The organism is Bradyrhizobium septentrionale (assembly GCF_011516645.4).
Classification (GTDB): domain Bacteria; phylum Pseudomonadota; class Alphaproteobacteria; order Rhizobiales; family Xanthobacteraceae; genus Bradyrhizobium; species Bradyrhizobium septentrionale.
Genome location: NZ_CP088285.1, coordinates 6,260,151 through 6,286,345 on the forward strand (window position 1 = coordinate 6,260,151; position 26,195 = coordinate 6,286,345).

General features: G+C 63.0%; 17 protein-coding genes. 13 read left to right on the plus strand and 4 right to left on the minus strand.

The window, feature by feature from the left end; all coding sequences use genetic code 11:
* Positions 1 to 6: 6 nt before the first annotated feature.
* Positions 7 to 678: a class I SAM-dependent methyltransferase gene (locus tag HAP48_RS31550; RefSeq protein ID WP_166203802.1), complete on the plus strand. Its 672-nt coding sequence runs from the start codon at positions 7 to 9 to the stop codon at positions 676 to 678.
* A gap of 21 nt (positions 679 to 699) precedes the next feature.
* On the opposite strand, the gene HAP48_RS31555 is transcribed toward HAP48_RS31550, so the two are convergent.
* The 3 genes from HAP48_RS31555 to HAP48_RS31565 all read right to left on the minus strand — a co-directional run bounded on the left by HAP48_RS31555 (position 700) and on the right by HAP48_RS31565 (position 4,116).
* Entirely contained in the window at positions 700 to 1,416 is a 717-nt protein-coding gene (locus tag HAP48_RS31555) for a class I SAM-dependent methyltransferase (RefSeq protein ID WP_166203803.1), read from the minus strand.
* Between the two features lie 8 nt (positions 1,417 to 1,424).
* Positions 1,425 to 2,735, minus strand: a complete 1,311-nt coding sequence (locus HAP48_RS31560) for a nucleotide sugar dehydrogenase (protein ID WP_166203804.1) — start codon at positions 2,733 to 2,735, stop codon at positions 1,425 to 1,427.
* A 79-nt stretch (positions 2,736 to 2,814) separates the two neighbouring features.
* Positions 2,815 to 4,116 carry a glycosyltransferase family 4 protein gene (locus tag HAP48_RS31565; protein WP_166203805.1) on the minus strand — a complete coding sequence of 434 codons (1,302 nt, stop codon included), beginning with the start codon at positions 4,114 to 4,116 and terminating at the stop codon, positions 2,815 to 2,817.
* A 117-nt stretch (positions 4,117 to 4,233) separates the two neighbouring features.
* Here HAP48_RS31565 and HAP48_RS31570 point away from each other — a divergent pair, with 117 nt between their 5' ends.
* The 12 genes from HAP48_RS31570 to HAP48_RS31625 all read left to right on the plus strand — a co-directional run bounded on the left by HAP48_RS31570 (position 4,234) and on the right by HAP48_RS31625 (position 24,844).
* Complete coding sequence (locus tag HAP48_RS31570; protein WP_224496693.1) at positions 4,234 to 5,478, plus strand: glycosyl hydrolase; 1,245 nt, start codon at positions 4,234 to 4,236, stop codon at positions 5,476 to 5,478.
* 110 nt (positions 5,479 to 5,588) lie between these two features.
* Positions 5,589 to 7,775 carry a bi-domain-containing oxidoreductase gene (locus HAP48_RS31575; RefSeq protein WP_166203806.1) on the plus strand — a complete coding sequence of 729 codons (2,187 nt, stop codon included), beginning with the start codon at positions 5,589 to 5,591 and terminating at the stop codon, positions 7,773 to 7,775.
* Positions 7,772 to 9,769 carry a heparinase II/III family protein gene (locus HAP48_RS31580; RefSeq protein WP_166203807.1) on the plus strand — a complete coding sequence of 666 codons (1,998 nt, stop codon included), beginning with the start codon at positions 7,772 to 7,774 and terminating at the stop codon, positions 9,767 to 9,769. Before HAP48_RS31575 ends, HAP48_RS31580 begins: the two co-directional genes overlap by 4 nt.
* Entirely contained in the window at positions 9,766 to 10,920 is a 1,155-nt protein-coding gene (locus HAP48_RS31585; protein ID WP_166203808.1) for a glycosyltransferase, read from the plus strand. The genes HAP48_RS31580 and HAP48_RS31585 overlap by 4 nt, the downstream gene beginning before the upstream one ends.
* A 623-nt stretch (positions 10,921 to 11,543) precedes the next feature.
* A complete protein-coding gene (locus HAP48_RS31590) occupies positions 11,544 to 12,863 on the plus strand; it encodes a calcium-binding protein (RefSeq protein ID WP_224496694.1) in 1,320 nt (439 codons plus the stop codon).
* A 210-nt stretch (positions 12,864 to 13,073) separates the two neighbouring features.
* The gene (locus HAP48_RS31595) at positions 13,074 to 14,618 is read left to right on the plus strand and encodes a calcium-binding protein (RefSeq protein ID WP_166203809.1); all 1,545 of its coding nucleotides are present in this window, start codon (positions 13,074 to 13,076) and stop codon (positions 14,616 to 14,618) included.
* 337 nt (positions 14,619 to 14,955) lie between these two features.
* Positions 14,956 to 15,567 (plus strand): class I SAM-dependent methyltransferase, encoded by a 612-nt coding sequence (locus HAP48_RS31600; protein ID WP_166215336.1) that lies wholly within the window; start codon positions 14,956 to 14,958, stop codon positions 15,565 to 15,567.
* Between the two features lie 197 nt (positions 15,568 to 15,764).
* Entirely contained in the window at positions 15,765 to 17,999 is a 2,235-nt protein-coding gene (locus tag HAP48_RS31605; protein ID WP_166203810.1) for a peptidase domain-containing ABC transporter, read from the plus strand.
* Positions 17,989 to 19,335, plus strand: a complete 1,347-nt coding sequence (locus HAP48_RS31610) for an HlyD family type I secretion periplasmic adaptor subunit (RefSeq protein ID WP_166203811.1) — start codon at positions 17,989 to 17,991, stop codon at positions 19,333 to 19,335. Before HAP48_RS31605 ends, HAP48_RS31610 begins: the two co-directional genes overlap by 11 nt.
* The gene (locus HAP48_RS31615) at positions 19,332 to 21,368 is read left to right on the plus strand and encodes an SEL1-like repeat protein (protein ID WP_166203812.1); all 2,037 of its coding nucleotides are present in this window, start codon (positions 19,332 to 19,334) and stop codon (positions 21,366 to 21,368) included. The genes HAP48_RS31610 and HAP48_RS31615 overlap by 4 nt, the downstream gene beginning before the upstream one ends.
* Before the next feature lie 378 nt (positions 21,369 to 21,746).
* On the plus strand, positions 21,747 to 23,912 hold the full coding sequence (locus tag HAP48_RS31620) for a glycosyltransferase WbsX family protein (protein ID WP_234583546.1): 2,166 nt from the start codon (positions 21,747 to 21,749) through the stop codon (positions 23,910 to 23,912).
* 8 nt (positions 23,913 to 23,920) lie between these two features.
* Positions 23,921 to 24,844, plus strand: a complete 924-nt coding sequence (locus tag HAP48_RS31625; RefSeq protein WP_166203814.1) for a glycosyltransferase family 2 protein — start codon at positions 23,921 to 23,923, stop codon at positions 24,842 to 24,844.
* Between the two features lie 113 nt (positions 24,845 to 24,957).
* Here HAP48_RS31625 and HAP48_RS31630 read toward each other — a convergent pair whose 3' ends face one another.
* A complete protein-coding gene (locus HAP48_RS31630; RefSeq protein WP_166203815.1) occupies positions 24,958 to 26,154 on the minus strand; it encodes a glycoside hydrolase family 71/99 protein in 1,197 nt (398 codons plus the stop codon).
* Between the last annotated feature and the right edge of the window lie 41 nt (positions 26,155 to 26,195).

The window sequence follows — 26,195 nt, forward strand, 5'->3', positions numbered from 1 at the left end:
CTGACATTGCTGGGCGCAATTCAAGCCCGATTTTCCAGTGCAGCGCGCAAGCGGCGCGGCGAATTCCTCGTTCGCACCGTGAACCTGCCGCTGGATGCGAAAATCCTCGATCTCGGCGGCGGGACCGGCCGGCATATTCGCGCGATCCTGCCCCGCCATCGCAACATCACGGTGTGCGACATCTCGGCCGACGACCTCAAGGCCGCGCGCGAGCGTTTTGGCTTCAAGACCGTGCTGCTGCAGGAAACCGAGCGCCTGCCGTTCGACGATCAGGCGTTCGACTTCTGCTTCTGCTCGTCGGTGATCGAGCACGTCACCGGGCCGAAGCAGGAGGTCGTGACGATCGAGGACGGGGCGGCATTCCTGAGTATCGCGCGTCAGCACCAGAACCGCTTTGCCGGCGAAATCTCGCGGGTGGCAAAGTCGTTTTACGTGCAGACGCCGTACCGTTACTTTCCGATCGAGAGCCACACCTGGCTGCCCGGCATCGTCGTCCTGTTGCCGAGACGGCTGCAGATCGCGCTGATCGGTGTGTTCAACCGCTTCTGGTTCAAGCGGACCGCGCCCGACTGGCACCTGTTCGACTGGCGCGAGATGACGGAGACGTTTCCGGACGCGACAATCTATCGCGAGCGATATCTCGGCATGACCAAGTCGCTGATGGCGGTCAAGACGTGAGCCAGGTGTCCGCTGGCCGCGTCAATCGTCGCGCCGGGCCAGGATATTGATCAGCGTGCCCAGTGCGGGCCGGCGATCGAGCGCCGGCGGGAGCGGGGAGCCGGCAAAGCTCGTGCGGAGCATCGTGAGGCCGTGTTGCCGCAGCAGGTCCTGCATGGCGGCCGGCGAGGCGTCGAATTTGGAGAAGGCGAGGTAGCGGAACAGCGGCCGCGCCGACAGGCGCGCGGAGGCCGCGTGCGCGAGCTTGTAGCCCTGGCGCAGCAGCGATCCGCGGTTGGGGATCGAGACCAGCAACAGCCCGCCGGGCTTGAGCACGCGATGGATCTGGGCGAGGCACTGCGCCACGTCGGGAACATATTCCAGCACGCTCGCGCAGAGCACGCCGTCGAAGGATCGATCGGCAAACGGCAGGCTTGCGATCGTCGGGATCTGCTGGAAGGAGAGCCGTCCGGCCGGTGCATCATCGGCGGAGCGGCCGCGTGCCGCCGCGATCATCTCCGACGACGCGTCGACCCCGGTGACGTCGCAGCCGCGCGCGGCGAGCAGGCGGGACAGTGTTCCGGTGCCGCAACCGGCGTCGAGCCAATGCTGCCCGGCAAGGTCCGCCTTGCCGAGCAGATCGAACATCGCGGCGGTGCGCGCCTTGAAGGTGCGGCTCTGATGCAGCGCCTCCCACCCCGACGAAATCTCGTCGTGAAAGCGGATTTCAGGTCGGTCGATCTGGCCCATGGCGGCCATGCTGTTCCCTACCAGTGGAAGCCGCTCACTCTGGCGCGCACCTCTTCGGGCAATCCGATATCAGACAGTTCGAGCACGATTTGGTCAGGGCGCGTTGTCGTCAGCGCCGCGACGAAGCGCGGATCAGGCGTCATCAGCACGATAATGTCGGCCCATTCGATGGTCGCGGTGACATCGTCGTGCAACAGGCCAACCAGCTCCGGGTTGCGCATCAAAAAGTCCCGGTTAGCGCCGATCAGCTGCGACAGCCGCACATTGGGGTCGTAGATCCGGATGTCGCGCTGCTCGCCGCGCAAGCTCTTCACCAGTTCCACGAACGGGCTGTCGCGGACATCGTCGGTGCCGGCCTTGAAGCTGATGCCGAGGAAGGCAATGCGGCGGCCGTCATGCGACAGGATCCAGTCGGCACCGCGCGACATGATCATGTCGTTGCTGGGCAGGATGCTCTCGAGCACCGGCGTCGACAGCCCGCGGCTGTGCGCCAGATGTTTCAGTGCCTTGACGTCCTTGGGCAGGCACGAGCCGCCGAAGGCAAAACCCGGCCGCAGATAGGCCGGCGAGATGTTGAGCCTTGTGTCCTGCAGGAAGATGTTCATGACGTCGCGGCCGTCGATGCCGAGCGTCTTTGCGATCGTCCCGATCTCGTTGGCGAAGCTGACCTTCAGCGCGTGCCAGCTGTTGTCGACATATTTGACCAGTTCGGCGGTCTCGACCGGCGGCGTGATCTTGGCGCCCGGCAGATCCTTGTAGAGCGCCATGACGCGATCGGCGGTCTCCTGGTTGAAGGCGCCGACCACGGTCTTGGAGGGTGCGTTGAAATCCGCAATGGCGCTGCCTTCGCGCAGGAATTCCGGATTGAAGGCGAGGTCGAAATCGCGGCCGATCCGGTTGCCGGAGGCTTCCTCGATCAGCGGTCCGACGGTGCCGCGGGTGGTGCCGGGCAGCACGGTGGAGCGGATCGTCACGGTATGCGGCGCGTTCTTCGCGCGCAGTCCGCGGCCGATCTCGATCGCGACCTGTCGGATCGCGGTCAGGTCGAGGTTGCCGTTGCCGGACGAGGGCGTGCCGACGCAAACCATCGATATGTCGCTGTTGACGATCGCCTCGGTGGCGTCGGTGGTCGCGGTCAGCTGACCCGTGGCAACCGCGCGCGCCACCTTGTCCGAGATACCCGGTTCGATCACCGGCGATCTGCCTTCGCGGATCAGGTCGACCTTGGCAACGCTCTTGTCGACGCCGATGATCTGATGGCCGAGGTCGGTGAAGCAGGCGGCGCAGACCGTTCCGACATAGCCGAGGCCGAAAATGCTCACATTCATGCTTCGACCTTCAATAACCTTGGGACCTGCGCGTGACCGCGGCGGCGTTGCGGTCGACGTGAGTGAAGCGGCATGGCGTTCAAGACGATGCCCGCCCGGCGGCAGCGTTCGCGCTGGAATGCGAGGTTGACCGCTCGGCGGTCGGATTTGCGCGCGGCGCAGGGCGTTGCGCGGGGGCTTTCGCGGCGAACAGAGCCTCATAGGCCGCAAGCAGCTTCGGCTCCTCATGCGTCCAGGACAGCGCGCGCTCGACGCGACTGCGGCCGAATGCCCCCATCGTCTGCCGCAACGACGGATCGTCGATCAAAGTAATGATCTTGCTGGCAAAATCCTTCGGGTCGTTCTTCGCCGCATAGAGCGAGGCGTCGAGCGCCGAGCGGCGGCCTTCGCGGACGTCGAACTGAACGATCGGCCGTCCCAGCGCCATGTACTCCATGATCTTGTTCATGGTGGAGATGTCGTTCATCGGCGTGACGCGGTCCGGATTGACGCAGACCTCCGCGGTCGAGAGCATCGTGAACAGCGGCTCATCCGCGACCGCGCCGGTGAAATTGACGTAGTCGGAGAGCCGCATCTCCTCGCAGAGCTTGACGACCGCGTTCCACTCCGGCCCGGTGCCGGCGATGTTGAACTGGATGTCGGTGCGTCCGAGATCGTGCACGATGTGGCCGATCGACTGCAGCAACAGATCGATGCCTTCCGACTGGCCGATCACGCCGACATAGCCGACGCTGTAGCGCCGGCCATTGCGCCAGGCCGGATCGGCCGGGCGGGCGCGCACCCGCTCGAGATTGGGGCCCGAACGCACCACGAAGACCCGGTCGGCCGGCATGCGACCGCGCCTGATCGCGATCTCGCGGTAGGACTCATTGGTCGCAATCGAGATGCTCGCCGTCTTGAAGGTGAGATATTCGACCAGCCGCAGCAGCTGCCAGAACATGTCGCGGCGGCCGAACTTCGCTTCATAAAGCTCGGGGTTGACGTCGTGATGGTCGAACACGAAGCGCTTGCCGCCGAGCCTGAACAAGAGGCCGATCAGGAAGATCAGGTCGGGCGGATTGCAGCCTTGGATCACGTCGAAGCCGTGCTTCCACGCCACCTTGATCGAAAGCCACATCTCCCAGAACAGCGCGACCGGATATTCGATCAGGTAGGCGGCGATCCCGCGCGCTTCCACCGGCATCGGATGGCGGTAGATGTGAATGCCCTCGAGGCATTCGTAAGACGCGTCATGGCCGCGGCCCTTCGGGCAGATCACCGAGACCTCGTAGCCTGCCTTGCGCAGCGACGTTGCTTCGCACCACACCCTGCGATCGAAAGGAACCGGAAGGTTCTCGACGATAATCAGGATCCGCCGCGGTGATGGTTCAGCTCTCGACATCTGCGATGATCTATACCATTGACCTAACAACATCACAATCTGACTAACATCGGCATTAACATGCGCGGCTTGCACTATGCAATCCCGGCACCGATGTGACGGCGACGAGACGCGGACATGGCAGGCAAAGCGAGGGATTGGGGCCACAGGGCATTGATTGCCCTGATTTTGAGCGCAGTGGTGCCGCTGGCCCACAAATGGCCGCTGCAGTGGGGTGGTGCGTCGGCAAACGATGCGCTGAATGCGAGCCGCGAGAATGTCGTGATCCCGCTGACGCTGTTCGGCATGACGGTCAACGCGATCGGGCAGTCGCAGTCGCAGCCTTGGCCCGAGCTCAAATTCGACGGCGTTCGGCTGTGGGGCGCGATCTATTGGGCGCAGGTCAATCCGGCGCCCGGCATCTTTAACTGGGCGCGCTTCGACGCCATCCTCGCGGCGGCCGAGCGCGAGCATGTCGATATCGTTCTCAACCTCGCCTACACGCCGCGTTGGGCCGCGTCGGTGAAGGATGCGCCGCCGGCGTTCACGCCGGGCGCAAGCTCGCCGCCCGGTGATCTCACGTCATGGGATGACTGGGTGCGCGCAGCGGTGGCGCGCGCTGCGGGGCGCATCAAATATTGGGAAATCTGGAACGAGCCCGAGGATCCCAAATATTACTCGGGCGATATCGCCACCATGGTCCAGATGCAGAAGCGGGCCTATCAGATCATCAAGGCCAGCGATCCCGGCCTGATGGTGCTGACGCCGCCGTCCAACGGCACGCCGGACGGCTATCGCTGGCAACAGGCTTTCATGGCGCAGGGCGGCGGACAATATGCCGATATCTTTGCCTTCCACGGCTACACGAGCGAACCGGAAGCCGTGATCGGGATCATTGCGCGCTTCAGGCAGATCCTCGCCGCGCACGATCTGTCCGCAAGGCCGATCTGGGACACCGAGGCCGGCTGGTCGTCCTACGAGGCCAATCCGGATGGCTGTCTGGCGCGGGCCTATATCCTGAAATGGATCAATGGTGTCGACCGCTTCTATTGGTATGAATTTGCCGGCGGGGGTAGCGATTTTGGAAAATTATGGGACCCGGCGCGCGGGCTGCTTCCGGGTGGCGTAGCCTACCGCACGGTCCAGTCATGGCTGGTCGGCGCACGCATCGTGACCGCCATCCGGACCTCGCCGTCGACCTGGCGCGTCGCGCTTCATATGCAGGATGGCCGCGACGGCTTGATCCTGTGGACCACCAAGGGGCGGTCGGTTTACCGGGTCGACCCGCGCTTTAGCCGCTATCAGGGCCTCGACGGCGGAGAAGGACCTGTCGCCAACGGCGAGGTCGAGATCTCGCCAAAACCGATCCTGTTGCTCGAATGATACGATGTTAATTCACGAACAACAGGATAACTATGATGATGTTCCTGGCTTCATTGCGGGCGGTAGGCGCGATACAAGGAGCGCTGTTAACGTGAGGCGGTTGACCGACTGTGAAGCAGATCGCGCAGAACTATAAGAGCGGCGAACTCAAGCTGATCGATGTGCCGTCGCCACGTTGCCGCCCCGGCGGCGTTTTGGTGCGCACGGCGTTCTCCGCGGTGTCGACCGGCACCGAGATGATGAAGTTCACGGAAGGGCGCCTGTCGCTGCTCGGCAAGGCGCGCGCGCGACCCGACCAGGTCGCCAAGGTGGCGCGCTCGGTCCGCCAGCAGGGATTGCTTGCGACCTATCAGAAGGTGATGAACCGCCTCGATTCCTACACGCCGCTCGGCTACTCGCTGTCGGGCACCGTCGTGGAAGTGGGCGACGGCGTCGGCGGCTTCTCGGTCGGGCAGCGCGTCTGCTGCGGCGGCAATCAATATGCGACCCACGCCGAATATAATTGGGTGCCGGTGAATCTCTGCGTGCCGGTGCCGGACAGTGCGGCACTCGACCAGGCTGCCTTCACCACGATCGCCTCGATCGCGCTGCAGGCGATGCGTCAGTCGGAGATCCGTTTCGGTGAGACCGCCTGCGTGATCGGCCTCGGCCTGATCGGGCAGATCATGGTGCGCCTGCTGCGCAGCGCCGGCGTCGTGGTGGTCGGGCTCGATCGGCTTGAAGCACGCTGCCGCCAGGCCGAGGCCGCGGGCGCAGCAGTCTGCGCGGTTGCATCGGACGATGCCGCGGCCGAATTTCGCGCCCGGATCGACCAGCTGACCGCGGGCAGCGGCGTCGATTGCGTGTTCATCACGGCGGGCAGCGACGATCCCGATCTCGCATCGCGTTCGGCAGCATTGCTGCGCGACCGCGGCCGCATCGTCGACATCGGCAAATGCACGCTGAACCTGCCGTGGAATGAATTCTATGACAAGGAGCTCGACGTTCGCTTCTCGCGCTCCTACGGCCCCGGCCGCTACGATCCGCTCTACGAGGAGGGCGGTATCGATTACCCGATCGGTCATGTGCGCTGGACCGAGAAGCGCAACATGGAGGCGATCGTCGCGCTGCTTGCCGACGGACGGCTCGATTTCTCGTCGCTGATCTCAGAAGTGGTGCCGCTGGAGCAGGCGACGTCGGCCTTCGAGCGCATGAGCCGCGGCGAGGTCGGCCTCGGCATGGTGTTCGCCTATCCCGACGCCGCTCCCCGCGCGCTGCAGATGATTTATCGCCCGGTCGCCGCCCTGCGCAGCGGCCGGGTGCGGCTCGGCGTCATCGGCGCCGGCAATTATGCCTCCAGCATGCTGTTGCCGCAGCTTGCGAACAACCAGCGCGTCGATCTCGTCGAGGTCGTCACCAATACCGGCCTGAGCGGCGCGACCGCCGTGCGCAAGTTCGGCTTCGCGCGCGCCTCGACAGAAGCGGCCTCGGTGCTCGAGGCCGACGATATCGATGCCGTGCTGATCGCGACACGCCATGCCTCTCATGCGGACCTTGCGGCGCGCGCGCTGCGCGCCGGCAAGGCGGTGTTCGTCGAAAAGCCCCTGGCGATCGACACGGATGCGCTCGATCAGCTGGAACTGACCATCCGCGAGACCGGCAATAACAGGCTGATGGTCGGTTTCAACCGTCGCTTCTCGCCGCTGCTGCAAGGCATGCGCACGGCGTTCGCGCCGGCCGGGCCGCAGACCCTGCAATATCGGGTCATCGCCGGCCCGCTGGAGAAATCATCCTGGTATCTGCAGGCGGAGACCGAAGGCAGCCGCTTCGTCGGCGAGGGCGGGCATTTCATCGACGTGTTGTCCTGGTGGCTCGGCGCCGAGCCCGTGCGTGTCTCCGCCAGTACCGCCGGCAAGGACGTCGACAATCTGGTCGCGACCTTCGACTTTGCCGACGGCTCGGTCGCGAGCCTCAGCTATCTCACCGGTGGCGATCCGCGCGTGCCGAAGGAAGCGCTCGAAGTATCGGCAACCACCGGCTTTGCCGCCTTCGACAATTTCTCGCGCTTCGAGATCTGGCACGCCGGACAGCGGACGGCGCAGAAAGCGCGGCTCGACAAGGGCCAGCGGCCGATGCTGGATGCCTTCATTGCGGCGGTTGCATCGGGGGCCGCGATGCCGATTGCGCTCGACTCGCTGCTTGCGACCACCCGCGCAACGCTTGCCGTGCAGGAAAGCGCGGCCGCCGGGACGCCGGTCGATCTGGCGATCGGCGCAGCGGGGCATGGCGCTGTGCGCGCCGCGACCGGCGCGAGATGAATCCGGCCTGGTATCTGCGCAGACTGCAGCGCATGGAGCCGTCCGAGCTTGCCGGACGGGTGAACGACCAGGCGCTGCGCCTGCTCTGGCGGATCGCTCCGCCCGACATCGCGCGGCGCGCGGGCGCCAGGCTGATGGCGGGCGCGCGGCAGCCGCGCCTGAAGCCGCTGCCCTTGTCCGCCAATGCCCCAAAACACGCTGCCGAGCGGCTGATCCATAGCGCCGATCAGATTCTCGCCGGACGCTGGCGTGTTTTCGCCAGAGATCATCAGGCGTTCGGCGAACAGCCGGACTGGTTCGTCGATGTCCGCAGCGGCAAGCGGGCGCCGGGCGACAGGTACGCGTTTGCGGTTCCCTATCGCGACGAAGCGGCGGTCGGAAACATCAAATACATCTGGGAGCCGTCGCGTCACCACCATCTTACCGTGCTCGCGTCGGCCTATTACCTGACCTCGGACGAACGGTACGCCCGGCGCGTGGCCGAGCATCTCACCAGCTGGTGGCGCGAAAATCCATTCCCGCGCGGCCCGCACTGGATCAGCGGCATCGAGCTTGGCGTACGACTGATCTCCTGGAGCTGGGTGCGCCAGCTGCTGCAGAACTGGACCGGCGCGCCCGCATTGTTCGAGGACAATGAGCGCTTCGTGACGCAGCTCCATGCCCATCAATACTGGCTGTCGCGGTTTCCGAGCCGCGGCTCGTCCGCCAACAACCACGTCATCGCTGAGGCTGCCGGGCAGTTCGTCGCGGCCTGTGCGTTTCCTTTCTTCCGCGACAGCGCGCGATGGCGCCAGGATGCAGCCAGCACGCTGGCACACCAAGCCATCGCGCAAACCCTCGCCTGCGGCAGCAACGGCGAGCTCGCGACCGATTATCACGGCTTTGTCCTCGAACTCCTGCTGGCGGCGGCGGTACAGGGCGAAGCCTCGGGACACCCGCTTGACGATGCGGTCTGGACCACGATGTGCCGCATGAGCGATGTCATTGCCGCGATGCTCGACGATCGCGCGCGTCCGCCGCGTCAGGGCGATGGCGATGACGGCATTGGCCTCTTGCTCGACGATCACGGCGGCAATCGCTGGCTTGGCCTGCTCAGCACCGGCGCGCGCCTGTTCGGCGGTCTGCCCTGGTGGCCCAGTTTGCCGGAGTTTGATCTGCGCACGTTTGTGCTGACCGACGGCATCAAGCCGCGTGCGATCGCCGCGCGGCCCGCCCGCCGCCCGCATTTGCTTGATAAGGCGGGGCAGACTTTTCTCGTCGATACTGAGCGAGCAGTGTGGTGCCGCTGCGACCATGGCCCGCACGGCTTGGGCCGGATTGCGGCGCACGCCCATGCGGATGCGCTGTCGATCGAATGCCGGATCGGCGGCGTCGAGATCTTCGCCGACCCCGGCACCTATTGCTATCATGGCGATCCGCGATGGCGGGCCTACTTCCGCTCCACGCTGGCCCACAACACGCTCTGCCTGTTCGCGCGCGATCAGTCGGTGTCGGGCGGGCCTTTCCTCTGGACACGGCATGCGCAGAGCCGGCTTGTCGCATCCAGCGGCCTCGACGAGCGTGATGCAGACGCAGACGCAGACTGGGTCGCCGAGCACGCGGGATATCAGGGCGGCGCAGGCCTCGTGCATCGCCGTTCGGTGCAATTGCAGCGTCGGGCGGCGCGGCTCGTCGTCACCGATATTGTGCGTGGCGATGAAGGGCTTACCGCTCCGGCGAGCCTCAGCTGGCATCTCGGTCCTGAGGTCGAATGCAAGCTCGATGGGCACACGGCGCTGCTGTCGTGGCCTGGCGGGCGAGGCGAGCTCGATCTGCCGGCAGAGCTCAGCTGGATGTCGTATCACGGTGACGAGACCCTGCCTGCCGGCTGGTATTCGCCGTCGTTCGATCTCAAGGTGCCGGCGACGACCTTGATCGGCTCCGGTACGCTTGCCGCCAGGCAAAATCTGGTGACGGAGTTGCGCTGGTTCTCAGACCCGGCACGCCGGTCATGAAGATTCTGGTCGCGCACAACAGGTATCAGGGACGCGGCGGCGAGGACGTCGTCTTCGAAGCGGAGGTCGACCTGCTGCGCAACGCAGGCCACAGCGTCGAAACGCTCACCGTGAGCAACGAGGCGATCAATTCGCTGGTCGCGCGCATCGCGACGACGCTGTCGATCGCCGACAATGCGGAGGGAAAGCGGCGCGTGGCGGAGGCGATCGATCGCTTCCGCCCCGACATCGTCCACGTCCACAATTTCTTCCCGCTGCTCTCGCCGGCGGTGTTCGATCTGTGCCGGCAAAAGCGCGTGCCGGCCGTGGTCACGCTGCACAATTATCGCACCATCTGCACCGGCGGCATGCTGCTGCGCGACGGCCGCATTTGCCACAAGTGCCTGGATGGCGGCCATCTGTGGGGCGTCGTGCATCGCTGCTACCGCGGATCGCTGCCGGGTTCGCTGGCTTCAGCCTACATGATCGCGCAGCACCAGCGCCGCGGCACCTGGACGCGTCCCGGCCTGCGCCTGATCGCGTTGACGCAGTTTGCCCGAAATCTGTTCACGCAGGCCGGCTTCGACACCGGCCGGATCGACGTGAAGCCGAATTTCATGGCCGATCCGGGGGCACCTGATCCGGCGGCACCGCGCGCCGGGCTGCTCTATGTCGGACGGCTGAGCCGCGAGAAGGGCGTCGCCGTGCTGCTCGAGGCCGTTGCGGGCACGGCCGTGCCGTTGCGGATTGCGGGGGAGGGGCCGGAGGCGGCCGCGCTGAAGGCCCGGGCGAGCGGCAACGTCACGTTCCTCGGCGCCATCTCGCGCGAGGAGGTGTTTGCGGAAATGGCCAAAGCGCGGGCGCTGGTCGTGCCGTCGCTGTGGTACGAGGGATTTCCCATGGTTGTGGTCGAGGCCTTCGCGCGCGGGACGCCGTTGATTGCGTCCGAGATCGGCGGGCTTGCCGAGGTGGTGAGCGACGGCGGAACGGGCGCGCTGGTCCCGCCGGGCGACGCGGCCGCGCTCCGGCAGCAAATCGCTGACGTTGTCGGCGCCCCCGATCTGGCGGCGGCATGGGGACGGGCCGCACGGGCCGCCTATCTCGAACTCTATGCGCCGGACGAGAACCGCCGGCTGCTCGAGGCGATCTACGCGCGTACCGTCGGCGGATGATCGCCGCAAATCGGCGCTCCGCGCGTGATCGGGCATCGTCGCTCCGTTTCCACGCCGGCGTCGCTAACACATTGCGGCAAATCTGGCGTTAATTTGTTATATCGCGGCGTCGGGCGGACGGCACGCCAGGTTTGGCCTGGTGGTCGAGCGGCCCTGATTCTGCGGCTGATTCCACGATTTTCGCCCGATTGAAGCTCACAATCTGCAACCAGGCAGCGTCATAACACTTGGCTGGCAGCCCGCCGGTTGTGAAGTTTGACGCTTTTTTGGAAAAGCTCTCACGCGGTGCAGAAATATTTTTTCAGAACAGAAAATCGCGTCGAAGCGCGCACAACATCTGCGAAATTCGGTGCGCTCGCGCCAACCCGAGCCCCCGTGAAACCCCGTATAATTGCTACCCTTTTTTGCGCCGCGGCTAACATTGGCGGCTTGCCTGCGCTGAATGTTAGCGCTCGCCTGAAATTGCGTTAAGTCTCGCAAAAGCCTCATGGAACCAGACGTTAATAGCGCATTGCTGATTGACTCCCGGATACCGCGGACTTAACAATGGACTTAACAAGTTCGTAACGTGTGTCCACATTTGAGCTGCGTCGCAACAAACGAGTTGTGATTCAACAGCTTACGTGTGGGCGAGCGGCTTGAATCCTCGTATCCCAGCAGGGGCTACCTCGATGGCGACTTACAATCTCGACCAAACCGACCTCAAACACGCGATCAACTCGACGATCGATCACGCGACCCAGCAACAGATCATTGACTATTTGATCAATGCAGGGGTCGGCTACACCAGCCCCGATGACGGAACGGAGATCCCGGTCCAGGTCGGCGCCGGAATCTCCAACCCGGATCCGGCTGCCAATGTTCTCGTCGAAACCAACGCCAATAACGTTGTTAACACTGACGCCAACCTGAAGGCGATCATCGAGGCCACCAGCCAAGATGTCACGCTGACGGTCAACGGCAGCACCCCGGTGCTGGTCGCGACCGGCGACGGCAACGATCAGGTCTTCATCAACAACACCGGCGATACGACGGTTCTCACCGGCGCCGGCAATGACACCGTCTTCGGCGGGTCGGGGCACGATTCAATCAGTGGTGGCGCCGGCAATGACGTGCTCGTCGACAATGCCTCCGGTCACAGCACGCTGGACGGCGGCACAGGCAACGATCTGCTGTTCGGCTCTGGTTCCGATACGCTGCTCGGCGGCTCCGGCAACGACACGCTCTACGGCGGTACCTCGTCTGATCTGGTCGGCGGTCGCGGCAACGACGTGCTGGTCGGCGGCACGGGCAACAATCTGCTCTCGGGCGGCGCCGGCAACGACGCGCTCTACTCGAACTCGGATGCGTCGCACGCCTCGGTCCTCAGGGGTGGTGACGGTGCCGACTCGCTCTACGGTGGTGCCGGCGCCGATACGCTGTATGGCGGCAACGGCAACGACCTGTTCGTTGGCGGTACGGGGACTGCTGCGGAGTATGGCGGCAACGGTAACGACATCCTCTACTCCGGCAGCGATGCATCGCACGCGACGGCGGTCTACGGCGGCAACGGCAACGACTCGCTTTACGGCGGTGCCGGCAACGACACGCTGTATGGTGGCAGTGGCAGCGACACGCTGGTCGCCGGTTCGGGCACGCAGACGCTCATCGGCGGCAACGGCAGCGACTCGTTCGTCGGCTCCGCCACCGGTACGGCCTCGATGGTCGGCGGCAATGGTCAGGACTACTTCTACCTGTCCAACGCCACCAGCAGCGACACCATCGACGGCGGTGCCAGCAACAAGGACTCCCTGACCTTCCTCGATCACGCCTCGACCGACGTGACCGACATCAGCGCCGGATCGAACGGCTCTCTGGACATCACCTTCAGCAGTGGCCAGGTGACCCAGATCAGCAACATCGAATACCTGATCTTCAACGATGGTCACTCGACCAAGCTGTAAGATCTCAGGTCTTCACAAACTAGGTCTTCACTAAACGAAGGCGCCGCCTCAACCCTGGTTGAGGCGGCGCTTTTTTGCGATTGCAGGTGGTGTTCTGAAATGCTGTCTGATAATCTCGGAGTGTTGCAGCCTGCTCCAATTGTGAGTCATCGAGATAATTTAAGCGTTTGCTTAGCGATGATGTAGCGCGTCGAAGCAGGAGCTCCATCGATGGTGACGCAAAACCTGAACCAGACGGGGCTCAAGGCCGCGATCGGCTCCACGATCGATCACGCAACCCGGCAAAAGATCCTCGACTATCTGATCACGGCGGGGATCGGGTACAACAGCCCGGATAACGGCAGCACGATCCCGGTGCAGGAGGGCGCTGGGATCAGCAACCCGGATCCGGACGCCAATGTCCTGATCGAAACGAACGCCAACAATACGATCAAGCTTGACGCAAAGCTGAAGGCGATCATCGAAGCCACCAAGAGCGACGTGACGCTGAGCGTGAACGGCGCCGCCCCGGTGCTGGTCGCGACCGGCGACGGCAACGACGTTGTCACCTTCAACAACAACCGCGGGACGACGGTCCTCGTCGGTGCCGGCAACGACACGGTGTACGGCGGTGGCGTGGGTCACGAAACGATGGACGGCGGCGCCGGCAACGACTGGCTTTGGGGCGGTAGCTCAGCGCAACTGTTTGGCGGTAGCGGCGACGACACGCTGCTGTCCGGCGGCCCGGTGTTCGATACGAGCGTTTCCAGTGTGCTTTACGGCGGTAGCGGCAACGATGTGCTGTTCGGTGGCTGGGGCAACGATCAACTGTTTGGTGGCGCCGGTGACGACTGGTTGAGCGCGGGTTTCAGCAACGAGATTCTCGACGGCGGCGCGGGCAATGACACGCTGGTCGCAGGCATGGACAGCTGTCAGCTCTACGGTGGCGCCGGCGACGACATACTCTACGCGGACCTGTTTGCGTCGCAGGGCTCGATGCTGTCGGGCGGTGACGGCAACGACACGCTGGAGGGTGGTGCCAGCGCCGCTGCCGACACGCTGGATGGCGGCGCCGGTGACGACCTGCTGAAGGGCGGCATCGGGACTGCTGCGGAGTACGGTGGCAGCGGTAACGACGTTCTCCAGTCAGGCGCCGGTTATGGGCTCGGCACGTTGCTCGATGGCGGTGCGGGCGACGACACGCTGGTTGCCGGTGCGGGGTATAACCCTGCCAATATCGGTTCCGACACGCTGGACGGCGGTGCCGGCAACGACCTGCTGACCGGCGCTCCCGGAACTGTTGCGGAGTATGGTGGCAGCGGCAACGACGCGCTCTACTCGCACTCGGATGCATCGCACGGTTCGCTTCTCGACGGTGGTGCCGGCAACGACTCGGTGTATGGCGGTGCGGGTGCCGACACCCTCTACGGCGGCTCCGGCAGCGACACGCTGGTCGCCGGTTCGGGCACGCAGACGCTGATCGGCGGCAACGGCAGCGACTCGTTCGTCGGCTCCGCCACCGGTACGGCCTCGATGGTCGGCGGCAATGGTCAGGACTACTTCTACCTGAAGAACGCCACCAGCAGCGACAGCATCGACGGCGGTGGCGGCAGCAAGGATTCGCTGACCTTCCTCGATCACGCCTCGACCGACGTGACCGACATCAGTTCCGGATCGAGCGGCTCTCTGGACATCACCTTCAGCAACGGCCAGGTGACCCAGATCAGCAACATCGAATACCTGATCTTCAACGATGGTCACTGGACCAAGCTGTAGGATCCTGGGTCTGCACCAAACGACGACGGCGCCTCAACCCTGGCCGAGGCGGCGCCTTACTTTTGCGTCCGAACACGCTTTGTCGATCGACCCGCTCGAATGGCAGATCTGCATTACAAGTCCCGCGCCAGGCATTTCCGTCGACGGATGTTAGAAGTTACTTCGTCACATTCGGACCACGTAGCTTTTGTAAAGCCGGGAAGCTTGCTTGACCCGATGGAACTGTGGCCAATAGCTTTCCGCGGCCTTGATAACATCAGTCAAGATAAGCGATCGCTGTAGAAATCAGCCGCTTAACGGACCAACGCGTGGAGCTCTCGAATTGGCCAAGAAGAAGATGCTGAATGCCGGTGCTGGATTGACGGTTGCCAAGCGGATCCAGCCGCTCCTGACATCGCCTGAGTGGGAAGAGATTCGATTGGATGTCGACGCAGAGGTGGATCCGGACATCGTCGGATCGATCACCGATCTCTCCGAACTGTTCCCGCCGGCCTCGTTCGACGCGATCTGGTGTTCCCACCTGATGGAGCACCTCTATGCCCACGAGATTCACCCGACCTTTGTCCAGTTCCGCGAGGTCCTGAAGCCGGACGGATTCGCGCTGATCATGTCGCCCGATCTCGAGGCGGTGGCCCAACACATGTTGACTCAAGGTCTCGGTGCGATCGCCTATGTCTCGGCGGCCGGTCCGATCCGTCCATTGGACATGATCTACGGACATTCCGGCGCAATCGAGCAGGGGCGCCATCATATGGCACACAAGACCGGCTTTTCGAGCGACCGGATGGGGAACCTGCTGCTCGGCGCCGGGTTTCCGACCGTCTCCGTGCGCAGCGGGAATTTCGAGATCTGCGCGTTGGCGCTGATGCCGGAGGCCGATGACGGGCGGATCCGGCCGCTCCTGGAGGCCTGCGGGTTCGACTTCCGGGAGACCGTCAGCGCCGCCTGACGGTTGTCGATGTTAAACAATGTTATAAGGTTCCGTGGTTAAATCCGGTCCGCAGCAGTGTCGAGACAGGCTTCTCAAACCTTCTCGATACATATATTTTTGGCTGGCTTACTGAAAATGCTGCGTTAGCGAACTAACAATGATAAGTTATAGTTCGCTGAGAACCGGATCTGCGCAGTCGAAACTTCGAGGCATCCATGACCACACACCTCTCGCTCGTCGGCGCTGCTTCGGTGGACGACCTGCCGCCCACCGGCCTCGCATGTCTCGTCATCGTGGCAAGACAGCATGGTTTGCACCTCACCACGTCGCAGCTCATCCATGACAATCTCCTGCGCGACCAGGAAGTCACGCTCCCCGAGCTCCTGAAGTGTGCGAATTCGTCGGGCATGACGGCAAAGGCCGTCAAGCTGGACTGGAAGGGCCTCAGCCACCTCAAGCGGGCGCTGCCGGCAATCGTTCGCCTGCGCGACGGCAGCCACATGGTGTTGCTGCGCCTCGAGGGCGATGAGAACAGCACCCGGGTGGTGTTGCGGGATCCGAACGCGAGCGAGGATGCCTTGCTCGTGATCGATCAGCCGCGCTTTGAGGACATCTGGTCGGGCGATGTCGTCATGGCCAAGCGCGATTACGAGATTTCCGACGAGACCCAGCCGTTCAGCTTGGGTTTTGTCGTCGCCTTGCTGTTCCGCGAACGGCGCATCCTGCGCGACGTCGCGATCGCGGCGCTGATCCTGGGCTTTATGGGCCTGGCGCCGATCATGTTCTGGCGGCTGCTCTCGGACAAGGTCATTTTCTACAAGGCCTACAACACGTTCTACGTGCTGTGTGTTGCGATGTTCGTCGTCATCCTGTTCGAGGCGGCATTCACGTTCCTGCGGCAGTATCTGGTGCAGCGCCTGACGGCACGCATTGACGTCAAGCTGTCGACTTACGTGTTCGAGAAGGTCCTCAATCTGCCGATTGATTACTTCGAACAGAACCCTGTCGGCCTGATTTCCCGGGACATCCGCGAAGTGTTCCGGATTCGTGGCTTTCTGACCGGGCAATTGTTCGGGACTGTTCTCGATTCGACGACGCTCTTTTTCTTCCTGCCCGTCATGTTCTTCTTCAGCCCGATCATGACGCTGATGGTTCTGGCTTTTGCTGGAGCGATCGTTACCTGGCTCGTCCTGATGCTGCCGGCCTACCGGAAGAAGTCCTCGGCAACTTTGGCGGCTGAGGGCGCGCAGGGCGCGTTTCTGATCCAGAGCCTGAACGGCATGAGGACCATCAAGTCGCTGGCGCTCGATACGCGGCAGCGGCACATGTGGGATGTGCTGGTGGCGCGCGTCGCCAAGGCGCGTCTTGCGGAAGGCTTGACCGGAACTGCGATCCAGACGCTGGTGCGTCCCTTGGAACGGCTGGCGGTGAGTGCTCCCTATGCGTTCGGTGTCTACCTGGCGGTGAGCAGCGGCGATCCGGTCTATGTCGGGGCGCTGTTTGCGTTTTTGATGCTGTCGCAACGTGTTGCCGGCCCGCTGATGCAGATGGCCCAGCTCATCAACCAGTATGACGAGGCGCGCACCGCTGTCACGATCGTCGGCCGGCTGGTGAATCAGCCGGCGGAAGAGGGACGTTCCGGCCATGGCGTGAGGGACCCGCTGAAGGGTTTGATCGAGTTCTCCGGTGTCACGTTCAAGTACAAGGGCGCGGTGTCGCCGGCGTTGAACAATGTCTCCTTCGAGATTCCCCTCGGCACCACGCTCGGCGTGATGGGCAAGAGCGGCTCGGGCAAGACCACGATCACCCGGCTGTTGCAGCGCCTGCACTCCGACTATGGTGGCTTGATCAAAGTCGACGGTATCGATGTCCGCGAATACGATGTCGATCATCTCCGGCGCAATGTGGGCGTCGTGCTGCAGGAGAACTTCCTGTTCAGCGGCACCATCCGCGAGAATATTTCCGCCGCAAAGCCGGATGCGACCTTCGACGACGTTGTCAGGGCGGCGCGAATGGCCGGCGCCGAGGAATTCATCGACAAGCTGCCGCGAGGCTACGAGACCTATATCTACGAGGGTTCCACCAACCTCTCCGGCGGCCAGCGTCAGCGGCTTGCGATCGCGCGTGCGCTGATCGTCAATCCCCCGATCCTGATCCTGGACGAAGCGACCAGCGCGCTCGATGCGGAGAGCGAGACCATCGTGAACGCGAACATTTCGCGGATTGCGCACGGCCGCACGCTGATCATCATCTCGCACCGCCTGTCGTCGCTCACCAAGGCGGATGCGATCCTCGTGCTCAATCGCGGTGTGGTCAACGATATCGGACGCCATGACGAACTTCTGGAACGAAACGACATCTATAGCTCGCTCTGGTACCAGCAGAATACGCACCTTGTTCCGGCGGGCCGCAGCGACAAGAACTTCAGGAGTCCGACCCTTGTCTCCTAACCAAGCTTCGCTCGCGACCGTTCGCCAGTTCCAGTCCGAGACCGACGCGATCCGCGAGGCCGCCGAGCCGCTACTGGCCCGCGCGACGCTGTTCGTGCTGTCGGCGTTCCTGGTATCGCTTGTGGCGATCATGTGCCTCACGCGCCTCGATCGGGTGATCACGAGCGTGGGCGGCAGGATCGTTCCCGTCGATTCGATCAACGTGCTGCAGGCGCTCGACGCGTCGATCATCAAGACGATCGATGTTCGGGACGGTCAGCAGGTTGAGAAGGGGCAGTTGCTTGCGACCCTCGACTCGACCTTCACCGCGGCCGACGTCACGCAGTACAAGTCGCAGGTTGCGAGCCTTGACGCGCAGGTCGCCCGTGACGAAGCCGAATTGTCCGGGAAGCCGCTGTCATTTCGCGAGACCAAGGATACTGAGGCGGCCAAGTACAACGCCTTGCAAAAGGCGCTCTACGACCAGCGCGTTGCCCAGTACAACGCGCAGGTGACCAGCTACGACTCCAAGATCAGCCAGACCGAAGCGACGATCCAGAAGGCGAAAAAGGACGACGAGCGGTATGGTCAACGTGCCGAGATCGCTGGGAAGATCGAGGACATGCGCTCGACGCTCGCTGAAAGCGGCAGCGGCTCCAAGCTCAACCTTTATCTATCGCAGGATACCCGTCTGGAGTTGTTGCGTCAGATCGACAACACGCACAACACCTTGCTGGAAGCGCAACACCAGCTGGACTCGCTGAAGGCGGATCGCAAGGCTTTTATCGAGCAGTGGAACGCGCAGCTGAGCCAGGATCTGGTCACGACGCGCAACAGCCTCGATACGGCCCGCGCATCCTTTGACAAGGCCACCAAGCATCAGGACCTCGTCCGGTGGACGGCGGCAGAGCCGTCGGTCGTGCTGACCCTCGCCAAGCTCTCGGTCGGATCGGTGCTGAAGCCGGGCGATCCCTTCATCACGCTGATGCCGCTGAAGACGCGGCTCGAGGCCGAGATCCAGATCCTGTCGCGCGATGTCGGCTTCGTTCGGCCGAACGACCCCTGCACGATGAAGGTCGATGCCTTCAATGCAGCCGAGCACGGTACGGCGCACGGCAAGATTCGCTGGATCAGCGAAGGCGCCTTCACGACCGATGATGACGGAAAGGCTGTCGATGCCTTCTACAAGGCGCGGTGCTCGGTCGACGAGACCAACTTCAAGGATGTTCCGAAGAACTTCCGCCTCATCCCCGGCATGACGCTGCAGGGCGATGTCAATGTCGGCACCCGTTCGGTGGCGATGTATCTGCTCGGCGGCATGCTGCGCAGTGCCAAAGAAGCAATGCGTGAGCCATGACGGTATCGGCGCGATCCCTGCTTGAGTTGTTCCGACCCGGTTCGTCCCGTTCAGAGTCACAGCCATTTGAACGGGGATTGGCGGCGTACGAGAACCGGCAATATCTCGAGGCGTTCCGCCTTTGGAGGCTTGCGTCGGAAGCGGGCAATCCGGAGGCGGATTACCGGATCGGACTGCTCTATGCCAAGAACGAGGGTGTTATCGGCAGCCTTCCGGACGCGGTCGCGTGGTATGACCGCGCCGCCCTGAGCGGACACATTGATGCGCAGTTCCAGCTTGGCTTGATCTACTTCCACGGCGTCCAGGCTGCCGTCGGGCCGAACAGGCCCGAGATGTGGCGGCAGTCCACTGCGGCGCGTCTGGGTGACAAGGCCGCCAGCGTCCACGATCTGGTGTTCCCGAACGGGACCGGCGTGCCCAGGGATCTCGACACCGCCTTCCTCTGGATGTCGGTGGCGGCGGAAGCCGGCAAGGCGGAGGCGCAAGCGATCCTTGGTGACATGTACGCCAACGGGCAAGGCTGCGCACGGGATCACGCGACTGCCCTGCGTTGGTACCAGGCCGCGGCTGAGCAGAACGCGGCGTCAGGTCAATTCGCACTCGGTGACGTGCATTATCAAGGGCGCGGCGTTCCAGTTGATTTCGCGCAGGCCGCGGCCTGGTATCAGAAAGCTGCGGAGCAGGGGCATGTCCGCGCACAGGTTGCGCTCGCGTTCATGAGCCTCAAGGGCACCGGCCTCCCCGCGAACGCCGAAGAGGCCGCGCGGCTGTTCCAGAGTGCGGCTGCCCATGACGATACGATCGCGCTGTACAACATCGCGCTGTTGCGGCTGAGCGGCAAAGGGGCCGTCAAGGATCTGGACAAGGCCGAGACCGCGTTGCGCAAGGCGGCACGGAAGGACTACCTGCCGGCGATCCAGGCGCTGGCCGAATTCTATGCGCTCGGCACTGCTGCGGAGCCGGATCTGCGCGAGGCGGCGTATTGGTACGAGAAGGCGGCCGAGCGCGGCGACGCGCAGGCGCAGTTCTTTACCGGGCGTTTCTATGCCACCGGCACCGGCGTTGCGCCCAGCATCCGCCAGGCCGCGAAGTGGTTCGAGCGTGCGGCCGAGAACGGCCACGCCACGGCGGCCCACAACATCGCGGTGTTCTATCTCAACGGCAACGGCGTGACGCGCGACGTCGCGGCCGCGATCAAGTGGTTCGAGCGCGCCTCCGAGGGCGGCATCAGCGCCGCGGGTGTGCAACTCGGCCGGCTCTACTCGGCGGGCAACGGGGTGCCGCGCGACCAGGCGCGGGCAGCCGAATGGCTTAGCAAGGCGGCCGACGGCGGCGACGCCGATGCGAAGACGGCCTATGCCGTGTTTCTGATCCAGGATGACCCATCCGAAGCGCGTCTTGCGCAGGCACGCACGCTGCTGACCGACGCCGCTGAGGTCGGTCACTCCGCCGCGGCATTCCAGCTGGGCGGGCTTCACATGGGCAGATCAGGTGGTCCCGTCGATCTGCCGGCGGCGGCCCAATGGTTCAAGCGTGCGGCAAGTGCCGGCCATGTCGAGGCTCAGCACAGCCTGGCGCTGCTGTATTCCGATCCCAAGAGCAGCCTCAAGGATCCGCAGGCCGCCACAAGCTGGATCGTCAAGGCCGCCGAAGGCGGCAACGCCGCAGCGCAGTTCAAGCTTGCGGTGATGTATTGCACCGGGCAGGGCGTCGAGCAGGATCTTGCCCAGGGCGTCACGTGGTACGAGGCGGCGGCGCGCCAGGGCCACACGACGGCGCAATACAACCTTGCCGCGATGCTCGGGCGCGGACAGGGCCGCGAGGCCGATCCGGCGAAGGCGGCCGAATGGTTCAAGGCAGCTGCGGAGCAGGGCATGGTGGAAGCCCAGCTCGCGCTTGGCGATGCGCTGCGCGCCGGCAGCGGCGTCGCGCAGGACCGCGATTCCGCGCTGCGCTGGTATCGGCAAGCGGCACAGCAGAACAACGAAGGGGCGCTGCGCCGCCTGCAGGCGATGGGCGAGAGCGTCGGCTGATGTTGTTGCGCGAGTGCTTCTCGTCGCGCGCAGCTAAAGCAGAGACGGTCGGCGGCTTTGTTGTTGGGCGCGAAGGCACGGAAGCGGGCACGTCTGGATGACAATCTGGGCAAGACGAACGATGACTTTCATATCGACGACAGAGAGATTGCGTTAATGTTGCGGTCGCGGAGTAAACCTTCCATGTATCATTGGTTGTGTGAAGATGACCGATAGCACCGGGAGGTCATCGATCTTGGGTGCGCTTGAACAACAACGTGATCTCGGAATCGAACTTTTGGTTCACCGGGAAAGAACTGGGACCAACGTTAAACGTTGGCAGGAGATTGAGTGGCAATGAACAAGATTGTTGAACGGAGCGTCAGGGACACAAGGGACATGCAGCCCGTTGCCAGTCCGGTTCAGCAGGACGATCATTCGCAGAGCGTGTTCCTGGATCCGGATGTAAGCGATCTTCAATCCGGACCAAGATTGCGCGGCGCGATCCTCGAGTATTCGGGGCGCGCGATTTCCGGCTGGATCGTGGATGCTCAGTCGCCTGCTGCGCCCGTTTCGATCGCGCTTTTTGTCGCCTCACACTGTGTCGAAGAGGGACGAACAGGCCGACCGGCGCCGGCCAGCATAGGTAAGCAGAGCGCGATCGGGCGTCCCGGATTTCGGATCAATCTATCGACGCGGGGCGTGCGCCGTCGCTTGGCACGCGCGCTGAGGAACGCGCTTGTCGAACCCAAGCATGCACAGATCTATCTCCGTGTCAGTCTGAACGACGGTGAGTACTACGAGATACCCCTGTTCGAAAACTTCGCGCCGAGCGAGGTCGTGGTTGCTCTCGGCTTCTCGACCGAAGACTACGACGATCTCCTGTTTCCGAACAACGACGGCAGGGTCGTTACCGGACTTGCGGAGGGCACCAGCAAGGAGGTGCGCTACATCTGCTTTTACTTGCCGCAATTCCATTCATTTGAAGAAAATGACAGGTGGTGGGGGCCGGGGTTCACCGAGTGGACCAACGTCGCACGCATGCGCGCGCAATTCCCCACGCACGAATCGCCATGGTTGCCGGCTGATCTCGGCTTCTATGACGTCCGGCTGCCGGAGACGCGTCGTCAGCAGGGCGACCTTGCGCGCAAATACGGCATCGACGGGTTCTGCTATTATGTCTACTGGTTTCAGGGTCGGAGGCTGTTGGAAAAGCCGCTCCAGCTCATGCTTGAGGACGGCGAGCCGAACCTGCCGTTCTGCATCTGCTGGGCAAACGAGAACTGGTCCCGCCGGTGGGACGGTTCGGACGCCGAGCTTCTGCTGGGGCAAAATCACTCGCTGGACGATGATGTTCGCTTTATCGACGACATGGCCGATCTGCTGCTCGATGAGCGCTACATAACCGTCGATGGTCGAAAGATCATCGTCATCTACCGGCCGTCATTGTTGCCGGACAAGCAGCACTTGTTCGAGATCTGGCGCAAGCGAGCCAGAGAGCTCGGAATCGGCGAGCTTCTGATCTGCAACGCGATGACGTTCGGAGAGTTCGACCCGCGAGACGTCAATTGTGATGCCGCCATCGAATTTCCGCCGCACACGGTTTCGACGAGGGAAGTGCCGCCGACCGACGTCGATGCACCGGCGACCTTCGCCGGCAAGGTGTACGACTATGTCGACGCCATGCGGTCGTCTCTCGGCAAGAGCTACGATTTCCCGTTTTTTCCTGCCGTGATGCCGCGCTGGGACAATACACCGCGCAAGGGCGCGCGCGGTCACGTCTTTACCAGGTCAAGTCCGGAGGCGTTCGAGGTCTGGCTTCGCGACGCGACCCTGCGGGCCAAGGGCAACAGCTTTACCGAGTCATTGGTCTTCATCAATTCCTGGAACGAGTGGGCGGAGGGTGCTCATCTCGAGCCGGACTCGCGCTATGGACGTGCGTTTCTGGATGTCGTGAGGCGGGTCGCTTCGGCGGAGCCTATTTCGGTCCAGATTCGAAATACTCCGGACCTTCTGGATTGCCTGAGCAGGCAGGAGCTCGAATGGGCGGTGAAGGAATCATCCGCGCATGTCGAGGTGCTGGCAAACCTGCATCGATCGGGTCTCGGTCAGTCGGGGGTGCAGCGCGTCAGAAGCGGCGTCCCGGTCGAGGCAGAAGGCGCGTCCGATGGTCCGGTGGGCTCGTTGCTGGTCATTGAAAACATCAATTCCCAAACGAGTGAGCGGGTGATCGCCGATCCGCGATACGAGATCGTGGTGCGCGGATGGATCTGCGCGGGCACGGCTTTCGAAGCAAGCCGGCAAAGAACGGGATTCCTGGTCCTGTCGTCGCTTGCCGCGGAGAATGCAGCGAACAGCGGGTACTGTCTGATCGTTGACTGGCACGAGCGCGTCGACGTGAAGGAATACATGAAGGCCGAAAGCAAGGACTCTTATTTCGGTTTTCAGGTGTCCTTCTCGATTCGGGATCTGGCGGATGGCGAGTATCAACTCGCCGTCCTGGAGGTCGGCGACGGAGTCAGCCTCCTCGTGAGGTCGCGTCACTCGATCATCGTGAGACGTTGAGGCCGGCTATGCTCGCAAGTGTCGTCATCGCCTGCTACAAGCACGAACAGTACCTCGAGGAATGCCTCGAGACTGTCTATCAACAGACCTTTGCCGACCTCGAACTTGTCATCGTGGACGACAATTCGCCCGACAAGAGCTTTGAGGTCGCGCAGAAGGTCATCAAGAAGAAGTCGTTCGGGAAGCGCTTTGTTTCCTGCAAGCTGCTCAAGAACCCGCAAAATCTGGGCGCCCACTACACCTGGAACAGAGCATTGTCGCTGACCGGCGGCGACCTGAGTTTCCTTTTGAACTCAGACGACGCCTTTTCCAAGGATCGGGTTCGACAGTTCGCCGACAAGTGTGGCAAGGAGCGGCTGTTTTTCGGCTTCTCGGCGGTCGAGCCGATCGATGAATATGGCAAGTCGATCGCCAACTATCAGTTTCCGACGCGTTTGCGTTATGCAATCGACCGCGCTCAGATTTCCAGCACGCCATTGTCATGGACGTTCCTGGATTCGCAGATTGCGGCCTCAACCGGAAACTTTGTCTTCAGCCGTGAGCTGCTGCGGCAGGTCGGCTGGCTCGCCGATCTCAAATACTGCCATGACTGGGATTTCGCCCTGCGCGCCGTGACGAAAGTCGAGCCGACCTACCTTGAGACCGACCGCTATCTGTATCGGCTTCATTCAACCAACAGTTTCCGTAGTCTGAGCAAGGTGGCGGAGAGCGAGACCAAGGCCTGCATGGAGTCGTATTGTCTGAATGCGATCACGTCGAGGCCTCAGAACAAGACCTGCCTCAGTCCGTCGAATTTCGGCGATTCATTCTATGACTTCGTGAAGCTGCATCCCAATTTCAATTATTGGGTTAAGCAGATCTACGCGCCCTATCATGTGGAGCATCGGACTGTGGAGTCGAACGATCGGACCAGGCCGCTTCGCTGGCGCTGATCGAGGCGCGTAAGGCCGGCTCTGTCCGTTCCGATCGAATCGGAACGGAGCGGGGCTTCAGGTTCGGCGCACCTGCTTCACGGATGCCGGCACGCGGTTCGCGCGAAGGCGATCTAACACAGGTTCTTGGACGACGACTGCGCAGTCGCTTTCAGCACTTCGCGTAGCGCTTCAAGGCGATCGGTTTGGCAAGGCATGGTGGGGACCAGCCAGCCACCCTCGTCATTTTCGTTCCAGGCATAGATCAGCACTGCGGGCGCCCGGCGATCGGGTGCGCGGCTGTTCACCCAGCTGATCGATTGCGCCAGATGGCCGGCCAATTCCTTCTTGGTGGGAGCTGTATAGAAATTGGTGATCCCGTCGCCGGGACGCTGCTTTGTCTCCCAGGGCACGGGGTGTTCGATGCGAGGGCGCCTGTCCCATCCCGTCATCACCGTGGGCACAACGGGGAGTTGGCTGGCCGCCAGATCATTCCAACCTTTTTCGGCATATTTCGCGAGATCGGCAAAGCTTCCCCGGCCGTTGCCGGTTGTCAGCGCATACGACCCGACGGCGTCGGCGCCCACATTGGCGGCCTCCTGGCTCAGGAATTTCATGTCTCCTGCCAGCACGATGTAGGGATCCGCGAGACCAGCTTCGTTCGCGTCGGATTTGAACTTGCTCAACTGGCTCCGGAGGCCTTCCACACCTCCCCAGCTCCGCTGCACATCCGCACCCTTGATAAAGCCCAGGAAGTAGAGCGGCCGATCATTCTCCACCCGCAGATAATTCTTGTCCGCCATCAGGCCGATGTGCTCGTGGGGGAGCGAGGACAGCTTGGCCTGCGATCCCCACCGGCCGAGCTCGGTGAACATGCAGTATCGGAGATTGGCGGCCTTGGGACGGGCCCTGAACTCGTACAGGGCTTTCGACATCGGATGGTTGGCCCCGTAGGCGGCAAATGCCCAGTAATCCAGTCCGGCAAAGATGGCCTGGTCGATCTCCTTGTCCATCTCGGTCTGGATCGAGGTCGGAAAATCAAGCGTGTTGGGCGTGCGATTCACCTGCGTCCCGAAGAAGGGAGTCCGCCAACGATATCTTTCAGGGGCGAGTGATTGCTTGACGGCCTCGGTCGGCTGCGATCCGGGTGAATACCAGGCGTCCCATCGAATTGCGCCCACGAGAGGCCTGTGAGGGAGCGGCGCCGCGGCAGAATGGCCGGAACCCAAGACGCTGAGCGCGCCGGGCAGGAAGCTTGCGGATAACGATGCTAAAAACATCCTTCGCGTGAGCGCGAACGGCTTCCGAGCTGCTTCGTTCCTATTGTCCATTGGCGATCTCCGATCGTTCCCGTCCCGTGACACGATTTTCG